Origin of the sequence: Flavobacterium psychrophilum DSM 3660 = ATCC 49418, from assembly GCF_002217405.1 — a bacterium.
Classification (GTDB): domain Bacteria; phylum Bacteroidota; class Bacteroidia; order Flavobacteriales; family Flavobacteriaceae; genus Flavobacterium; species Flavobacterium psychrophilum.
In genome coordinates, this window is the sequence record NZ_MUHE01000038.1 from 23702 (window position 1) to 32707 (window position 9006).

General features: G+C 32.4%; 8 protein-coding genes. 4 read left to right on the forward strand and 4 right to left on the reverse strand.

From position 1 onward, the window contains the following. Positions 1-63: 63 nt before the first annotated feature. Complete coding sequence (locus tag B0A57_RS09995) at positions 64-1317, forward strand: nucleoside permease (protein WP_011963821.1); 1254 nt, start codon at positions 64-66, stop codon at positions 1315-1317. 49 nt (positions 1318-1366) lie between these two features. Here the strand turns inward: B0A57_RS09995 and B0A57_RS10000 are convergent, their stop codons facing one another. The 4 genes from B0A57_RS10000 to aroB form a co-directional block, all read right to left on the reverse strand. After that, complete coding sequence (locus tag B0A57_RS10000; protein ID WP_011963820.1) at positions 1367-1774, reverse strand: hypothetical protein; 408 nt, start codon at positions 1772-1774, stop codon at positions 1367-1369. A gap of 9 nt (positions 1775-1783) precedes the next feature. After that, on the reverse strand, positions 1784-2755 hold the full coding sequence (locus B0A57_RS10005; RefSeq protein ID WP_011963819.1) for a deoxyhypusine synthase family protein: 972 nt from the start codon (positions 2753-2755) through the stop codon (positions 1784-1786). Between the two features lie 180 nt (positions 2756-2935). Continuing rightward, the gene (locus B0A57_RS10010; protein WP_011963818.1) at positions 2936-4330 is read right to left on the reverse strand and encodes a type III PLP-dependent enzyme domain-containing protein; all 1395 of its coding nucleotides are present in this window, start codon (positions 4328-4330) and stop codon (positions 2936-2938) included. A 275-nt stretch (positions 4331-4605) separates the two neighbouring features. Then, positions 4606-5673, reverse strand: a complete 1068-nt coding sequence (gene aroB, locus B0A57_RS10015; protein ID WP_034098473.1) for a 3-dehydroquinate synthase — start codon at positions 5671-5673, stop codon at positions 4606-4608. A gap of 97 nt (positions 5674-5770) precedes the next feature. Here aroB and B0A57_RS10020 point away from each other — a divergent pair, with 97 nt between their 5' ends. The 3 genes from B0A57_RS10020 (at position 5771) to pdxH (ending at position 8582) form a co-directional block, all read left to right on the forward strand. Next, positions 5771-6943 (forward strand): proline dehydrogenase family protein, encoded by a 1173-nt coding sequence (locus B0A57_RS10020; protein WP_011963816.1) that lies wholly within the window; start codon positions 5771-5773, stop codon positions 6941-6943. Next, a complete protein-coding gene (locus B0A57_RS10025; RefSeq protein ID WP_011963815.1) occupies positions 6943-7848 on the forward strand; it encodes a ribonuclease Z in 906 nt (301 codons plus the stop codon). The genes B0A57_RS10020 and B0A57_RS10025 overlap by 1 nt, the downstream gene beginning before the upstream one ends. 89 nt (positions 7849-7937) lie before the next feature. Next, positions 7938-8582 (forward strand): pyridoxamine 5'-phosphate oxidase, encoded by a 645-nt coding sequence (gene pdxH / locus B0A57_RS10030; protein WP_034098471.1) that lies wholly within the window; start codon positions 7938-7940, stop codon positions 8580-8582. Positions 8583-9006: the final 424 nt, after the last annotated feature.

Here is a 9006-nt window from a genome sequence, read left to right on the forward strand (position 1 = left end):
TTTGTAAAGTTGTTTTTATTGTTAGTTTTACGCTACTAAAAAAAAAGATTTAAAAACTAAAAAATGAGCATAAAAAATAGATTAATAATCATGAGTTTTCTCCAGTTTTTTGTTTGGGGAGCATGGTTAATTACAGTTGGAAACTATTGGTTTACCACAAAACAATGGAGCGGAGCAGAGTTTGGGGCTATATTTTCTACCTTAGGACTTTCTTCTATTCTTATGCCAGCACTAACTGGTATTATTGCGGATAAATGGGTAAATGCCGAAAAATTATATGGTGTTTTGCATATACTAGGAGGTTTGGCGATTGCTTATTTACCACAAGTTAACAATCCAACTAGTTTTTATTGGGTAATTTTTGCAGCCATGATGTGCTACATGCCAACAATTTCATTATCCAATTCAGTAGCATATTATATTCTTAAAGATAATAATTATGACATTGTAAAAGTTTTTCCACCTATTAGAGTTTGGGGAACTGTTGGTTTTATTGCGGCCATGTGGCTAACAAATTTATCAGGAAACAAAGCCTCTGTAAATATGTTTTATATTTCTGCTTTTGCCGCAATGGTTTTAGGAATTTACTCATTTACGTTGCCTAAATGTCCGCCACAAAAATTAATTTCCGAAAGCGATTCATTTCTTAAAAAATTGGGATTAGACGCATTCAAGTTATTTGGCAATTATAAGATGGCATTGTTTTTTGTTTTTTCTATGTTTTTAGGCGGTGCTTTGCAACTAACAAATATGTATGGAGATACTTATTTGTCTGATTTTGCTAAAGTTCCTCAATATGCCAATTCTTTTGTAGTTAAATATTCGACTATCATTATGTCTATTTCTCAAATATCTGAAACCTTATTTATTCTTGCGATTCCGTTTTTCTTAAAACGTTTTGGTATCAAACAGGTCATGTTAATTAGTATGTTGGCTTGGGTTTTACGATTCGGATTGTTTTCTTACGGAAATCCAACAAATGGATTGTGGATGATAATTATGTCTTGTGTTGTTTACGGAATGGCATTCGATTTCTTTAATATTTCTGGTTCTTTATTTGTAGAAACCACAACCGATTCTAAAATGCGTTCTTCTGCACAAGGTTTGTTTATGATGATGTCTAATGGTTTTGGTGCTTTTTTTGGAGGAATAATTAGTGGGTTTATAATTGATAAATATTTTACAATAAATGGTAAAAGAGATTGGCATAATATATGGTTGGCTTTTGCAATTTATGCGCTTGTGGTTGCTATATTATTTGCGGTCTTTTTTAAGCACAAACACAATCCGAAAGATGTAGAAAATGTGGGGCATTAAGTCTTACTTTTTAAGTATAAAAAAAGGAACTCATTGAGTTCCTTTTTTTTTAGTCTTCATCATCTTCGTCAGAATCATCATCTATTGGTTCGTCTTTATCATCGTCATCGTCGTCAGAATCATTGTCGTTTGCATGATTTTTTTCATCATCATCATCGTCGTCATCGTCATCAGTCTCAATTTCGAGTTCTTTTAAAGCATCTATAGAACCATCTCCGATGTGATCAGCTAATTCGTCATCTTCATCGTAGTTTATGATTCTGTCAGAAAGTTTAGTACTTATCTTTACTAGAAAAATAGTGTCAATAGTGCGTACTTCTACTGCTTCGATAGTTTCGTTTTTAGCATTTTTAAAACGGACTATATTTGAATCATCATATCCGTCGGGAAATTTATCGACTAATAAGTTTAAAATTTCTCCTGTAAGTTTTGAATAATCAACAATAACTCTTTTCATAAATATATATTATAAATCTAAAATGTAAGCAAAAATAAGTGGAACTACGATTGTAGCATCAGATTCTACGATAAATTTTGGTGTATCTATATCTAGTTTTCCCCATGTAATTTTTTCGTTAGGCACTGCGCCAGAGTAAGAGCCGTAACTGGTTGTTGAGTCTGAAACTTGACAGAAATAACTCCAGAAAGGGATGTCGTGCATTTCCATATCTTGGTACAACATTGGTACTACGCAAATTGGGAAATCTCCTGCTATACCACCGCCTACTTGAAAGAAACCTATTCCTTTTCCTTGGCAGTTTTCAGGATACCATTTTGCTAACCACATCATATATTCGATACCACTTTTCATCGTCGTAGCTGTAAGTTCTCCTTTTATGCAGTAGGAGGAGAAAATGTTGCCCATGGTACTATCTTCCCAACCTGGAACTACGATTGGTAGGTTTTTTTCTGCTGCTGCAACCATCCAGGAATCTTTAGGGTCTATTTCGTAATATTGTTGAAGCACACCAGAATTTATCATTTGATACATGAATTCATGCGGAAAATATCTTTCGCCTGCTTGTTCTGCTTTGTTCCAAATATGAAACAGATGAGATTGCAAACGACGGAATGCTTCTTCTTCTGGAATGCAAGTATCTGTTACTCTATTGAAGTGGTTGTCTAGTAATTCTCTTTCTTCTGTTGGGGTTAGGTCTCTGTAATTTGGAATTCTTTTGTAAGAATTATGCGCCACAAGATTCATAATGTCTTCTTCTAGATTTGCTCCTGTGCAAGAAATAATGTGTACTTTGTCTTGGCGTATCATTTCTGCTAATGATTTTCCTAGTTCGGCGGTACTCATTGCTCCTGCTAGTGTAATCATCATTTTACCATTGTCTAGTAGGTGTTCTTCGTAGCCTTTTGCTGCATCGACTAATGCGGCGGCATTGAAGTGCAGGTAGTGTTTTTCGATAAACTGACTTATTGGTCCTTTCATTTTTGTTTTTGTTTTTGTTTTTTTGATTTGTTTGCTACGGCTTGGGTGTAGATTTAGTTATGTATTTAATGGGATGTTTTTTTTTTTTTTTCTAGCCCTGATAGTAGTGGAAATCCTTTTTTCTGGCTCCTTTAGCCAGGAAAAAGATTGCAACGGATAGCAGGAAATAGCTTCTAAAAATTATTTGTAACCTAATATTTTTAGTACGTCTTCGGCTTTTTGTTGTTCAGAAAAAATTTCTGTGGCAATGATTCCGTTTTCATCTTTATCTATCAGGATATGTTTGGGTTGGGGGATCAGGCAGTGATGCAAGCCGCCGTAACCACCTATTGTTTCTTGGTATGCTCCTGTGTTGAAGAAGCCTATGTATAAGGGTTTTTCTTTGTTGTATTTTGGCAAATATATGGCATTCATGTTTTGTTCGGAGTTGTAATAATCGTCGCTATCGCAGGTCATTCCTCCTAATAAGACACGTTCGTACTGGTCGTTCCAGCGGTTTATGGCGAGCATGATAAAACGTTTGTTTATTGCCCAAGTGTCTGGGAGTGTTGTGATGAAAGATGAGTCTATCATGTTCCATTTTTCTCTATCATTTTGTTGTTTTTGATACAATATTTGATAAATTGCTCCTCCGCTTTCTCCTACTGTAAATGAACCGAATTCAGTAAAAATATTGGGTACATCGACCTCTGCTTCTTCGCAGGCAATTTTTATTTGATTGATGATTTCATCTATCATATATTGGTAGTCGTACTCGAATGTTAATGAGTTTTTGATGGGAAAGCCTCCGCCAATATTTAGTCCGTCTAGTGTTGGGCATTCTTTTTTTAGTGAGATGTAAACTTTGATACATTTTACTAATTCGTTCCAGTAGTAGGCGTTGTCATTTATTCCTGTATTGATAAAAAAGTGAAGCATTTTTAGCTCTAATTTATCATTTTCCTGGATTTGTTTTCTGTAAAACTGAACGATATTTTTATATCCAATTCCTAATCGAGAGGTGTAAAACTCAAATTTAGGTTCTTCTTCGGCAGCAATACGTATTCCTATTTTAAATTTGCCTTTTATTTCTGCTTGGAGCAAATCTAATTCTTCATAGTTGTCTATAATTGGAATGGTGTTTTTGTGTCCGTTATTAATAATTCTTGCAATGTTTTCTATGTATTGGTCTCGTTTGAAGCCGTTGCAAATGACATAAGTGCTTTTGTTTATTTTTCCGTTTTGTAATAAGTTTTCTACAATATCTATGTCGAATGCTGAGGAGGTTTCTATGTGAATATTGTTTTTGAAAGCTTCGTTCATAATGTATTCAAAATGAGAGCTTTTTGTGCAATAGCAATAGTAGTATTTGCCTTCGTAATTGTTTTTTTCCATGGCATTTCTGAACCAAGCTTTGGCTCTTTTTATGTTGCTGGAAATTTGTGGTAAGTAGGTAAATTTTAGTGGTGTACCGTATTGTTCTACAAGTTTCATTAAGTCTATTTTATGAAACTCGAGATTGTCTTTTGCAAGTGTAAATTCTTCTTGTGGAAAGTAGTAGGTTTGATTTATTAAGTCAGAATATTTTGTATTCATTTATTTGTCAGATATTTAAAGGGTTAAAAGTATAATAATAATAAGATACTTTTAAATCAAACTCGAATATTTGCAAAAATTATTTCTAATTCGTTTTGTCTAAATGAATTTATCGAAAATACAGCCAAGAGCGTTTCTTGTTTTTTTAAAACAGAATTTATAAACCCATTTTCAGGTTTTTGGAATCGATTATTGTTGGTGTATTTACAGCCGTTATTCATGACACAAATTTAAAAAAATATTAATGTTATAATATATATATTATTAAAAAATCATTAATTTTTATAATTTAAAAAAGCTTCTATAATTGTTTCGTTATCAGTAGTTTGGTTTGTTCTTATGTTTCCAATACCATACAAAAGCGCAAATTGTACTTTTCCGTACTCATTTTTCTTGTCATGAATGAGTAATTTGATAATATCTTCTTGTTCCTTTTTAGTAATAATTATCTTGTCGAAAATGTTATTTAAAGTTGTTTTTATTTGGGTATATTCAGTTTCGGAAATTAACTTTTGTTGTAAGGAAATATAGCTTTCTAATATCATTCCGGCAGCAATTGCTTCTCCGTGTAGTAAATTTGTTTTGTCAGGGTTTTCTAGAAAATAAGTTTCGATGGCGTGACCTAACGTGTGACCAAAATTTAATGCTTTTCTTATCCCGTTTTCGGTAGGGTCTTGGGTTACAATGTCGCTTTTTATGGTTATCGATTCGAAAATTAAATCATCAAAATCATCAAAATTTATTTCTTTTAGATTTTTAAATTTTTCCCAGTTCGATTTTTTGGCAATTAGTCCGTGTTTTAGCATTTCGGCAAGACCAGATCGCATTTGGTTTTGTGGTAGTGATTCTAAAAAACTACTGTCTATAATGACCATTTCTGGGTTTGTTATGGTTCCAATTTGGTTTTTTAATCCACCTAAATCTACTCCGTTTTTTCCACCAATCGAGGCATCAACCATCGATAATAATGTAGTAGGAATATTTATAAAAGCAATGCCACGTTTGAAAGTTGAGGCTATAAAACCTCCCATATCTGTAATTACGCCACCACCAAGATTGATGATTAAACTTTTTCTATCGGCACCTAATTCTATTAAAACATTCCAAATTTGCACACAAGTTTCTATTGTTTTGTTTTCTTCGCCTGATTCGAGCTCGATAATTTCTATTTCAGACTGTGCTTCAATCATTGGTAATAATTGAGGTAAACAATATTCGTTAGAATTATTATCGACTAAAATAAAAATTTTCGAGTAATTATGGTCTTTAATATTACGATTTAAAAAATCATAACCATCTTGACTAAAATGTATTGAATATCCGTTTGAAACTATTGAAACCATATTAGCGTGTGTTATTTAATATTTTTATGCAAAATAAAGTAAAATTTGTATAAAAAAATACGCTACTATATTATATTTGCATAACATTATTATTTATATGGATAAAATTTTCGATAATACCCAAAATGCTTTTTCTTTAAAAAGTGATAACGAGCTAGATAGAGCTTATTTTTTGTTTAAAATGATTGCCGTTAAGCCTTTAGTTAGGATAGGAACTGCGGTCACAAATTTTGCGCTAAACGCTAATTTACCTGTTCAAGGATTAATTCGTGCTACTGTTTTCGACCATTTTTGTGGCGGAATTTCTGAAGATGATTGTATTCCTGTGGTCGACAAAATGTTTACCAAAGGCGTTTCTTCAGTTTTAGATTATTCGGTAGAAGGAAAAGAAGACGAAGCACATTTTGATGATGCCATGAATATGACTTTGAAAATCATCGATTTTGCCAAAGAAAAAAAAGCCATTCCGTTTGCGGTTTTTAAGCCAACAGGTTTCGGACGATTTGAATTGTACGAAAAATTAGGAGAAAAACAAACCCTAACCAATGCAGAACAAGAAGAGTGGGCTAGAGTAGAAGCACGATTTGAAAAAGTATGTAAAAAAGCTTTCGAAAATAATATTTCGCTACTTATAGATGGTGAAGAAAGCTGGATGCAAGATGCTGCCGATGAACTTGTTGCTAGAATGATGCAAAAATACAACAAAGAGAAACCTATTGTTTATAACACCTTACAAATGTATCGTTGGGACAGATTGGATTATCTTAAAAAATTGCATGAACAAGCAAAAACAGAAGGTTTTTATATAGGAATGAAACTTGTACGTGGCGCTTATATGGAAAAAGAAAACAAACGTGCCGAAGAAAAAGGATACAAATCTCCTATTTGCGAATCGAAGCAAGCCACCGATGATAATTTTAACGCAGCGGTTTCTTATATGATTAATAATATAGATAAGATGGCTGTTTTTGCAGGAACTCACAACGAATTGAGTTCTTATACATTGATGCAAAAAATGCAAGAAAAAGGCATTCCTAAAAATGACGAGAGACTTTGGTTCGGGCAATTGTATGGCATGAGCGATAATATTAGCTACAATTTAGCAAACGAAGGTTATCATGTGGCAAAATATTTACCTTTCGGTCCTGTAAAAGATGTAATGCCATATTTAATTCGTCGTGCCGAAGAAAACACTTCAGTAGCAGGACAAACCAGTCGTGAACTACTATTAATAAAAACCGAACGCAATCGCAGAAAGGGAAAAAACTAATGAATCTTACCATATTAGGTTGTTATGCGGCCACGCCAAGAACATTTACAAACCCAACTTCGCAAGTATTAGAAATAAGAAATAGATTATTTTTAATAGATTGTGGCGAGGGAACACAAGTGCAATTGCGTAAAAATAAGATTAAGTTTTCAGCAATAAATCATATTTTTATTTCCCATTTGCATGGCGACCATTTTTATGGATTAATAGGACTAATTTCTACTTTCAATTTATTAAATAGAAACAATAATTTAACAGTTTATGGGCCAAAAGGAATTCAGGAAATTATAAAATTACAGTTAAAATTATCTAATTCTTGGCCACAATATGAATTGCATTTTGTAGAACTTACAAGTACTAAATCTGAAATTATTTTTGAAGATGATAAAGTAATTGTAAAAACAATTCCATTAAAGCATAGAGTTTATACTAATGGTTTTTTGTTTCAAGAAAAAATAAAAGAGCGCAAACTAAATGCAAATGCAGTTCAGAATTACAAAATAGAAACCTGTTATTTTCAAAATATAAAAAACGGAAAAGACATCACTTTAGAAGACGGAAGAATTATTCCCAATTCTGAATTAACATTCGATCCGGAAACGCCTAAAAGTTACGCTTTTTGTTCAGATACCATATATAATGAGTCGATTATTCCCGTAATAAAAAATGTAGATGTTTTGTACCACGAAACCACTTTCCTAGAGTCGGAAGCAGAATTAGCTAAAAAGACCATGCACTCGACCGCCAAAGAAGCTGCTAGAATAGCACTGCAAGCCAATTGCAAACAACTTATTTTAGGGCATTATTCTACCAGATACGAATCGATAAAACTCTTTAAAGAAGAAGCGCAAACCATTTTTTTGAACACTCTTTTGGGAGATGACGGCAAATTTTTTAAATTGTAATATAAATGTTAGCTTTGGTTATTAACAGATTTTGTGTTTTGAGTAACCAATAAAATCTGTAAATAACCAAAGCCACAAATAACCAAGAAATGAAAGATTTAAGTAATTACAGAAAATCATACGAAAAAAGTGAATTGTTGGAAACGAATATTCCCGAAGATCCAATAACACTTTTTAAAAAATGGTTTCATGAAGTAGAAGATTTTGGTGGGATAGAAGAAGTTAATGCCATGACTGTTTCTACCATTGGTTTAGATGGTTTTCCCAAAGCTAGAGTTGTGCTTTTGAAGCAATTTACCTACGAAGGATTTATTTTTTATACTAATTATGATTCAGAAAAAGGTCGTGCCATAGCAAATAACCCAAATATTTGCTTGTCTTTTTTTTGGCATTCATTAGAACGTCAAATTATTATAAAAGGAAAAGTAAAAAAAATTGCCGAGAACCTCTCTGATGGTTATTTCGAATCTAGACCAAACGGAAGCAAATTAGGCGCAATAGTTTCTAACCAAAGTGAAGTAATAGCATCAAGAATAATTTTAGAAGAAAAATTAAAGCAATTAGAGGATAATTGTGTAGGAAAAGAAATTCTTCGTCCTAAAAATTGGGGTGGCTATATTGTTGAACCACAGGAAGTTGAGTTTTGGCAAGGTCGTCCTAATCGCTTGCATGACAGAATTCGTTATAAATTAAGTGCTGATTTTTATTGGAAAATAGAAAGATTAGCACCTTAAATACAATATATTCATTATAAATTAACAAATTAATTATAATTTATTCATATAATTTACAATTACATTAAATTTTACTCTATTTTTGTAGTATAAAATTATAGTGATGAATTTTTATTTAAAAAAAAAGATACGAATACCTCACTTTATAAAAATATTTTTTTGGTTTGTTTAATTGTTAATAAAAAATGCTTTAGTCCCCCAACTAAAGCATTTTTTTGTGCAATAAAAAGATTGCTTTAGCGCATTCTCTTTTTGGTCTTAAAAAATAGGTCACTTATAAATGGTTTAGCATTTGGCTTCTAAAAAAATAGATTTCAAGTATTTTTATCGATTTTAAAGGTCTAAATTATATAATACCACTATTCCAGCTACCACTACTACCGTCTGACGAAGATGATCTAGAAGGTGTAGGGTCTACACGTGA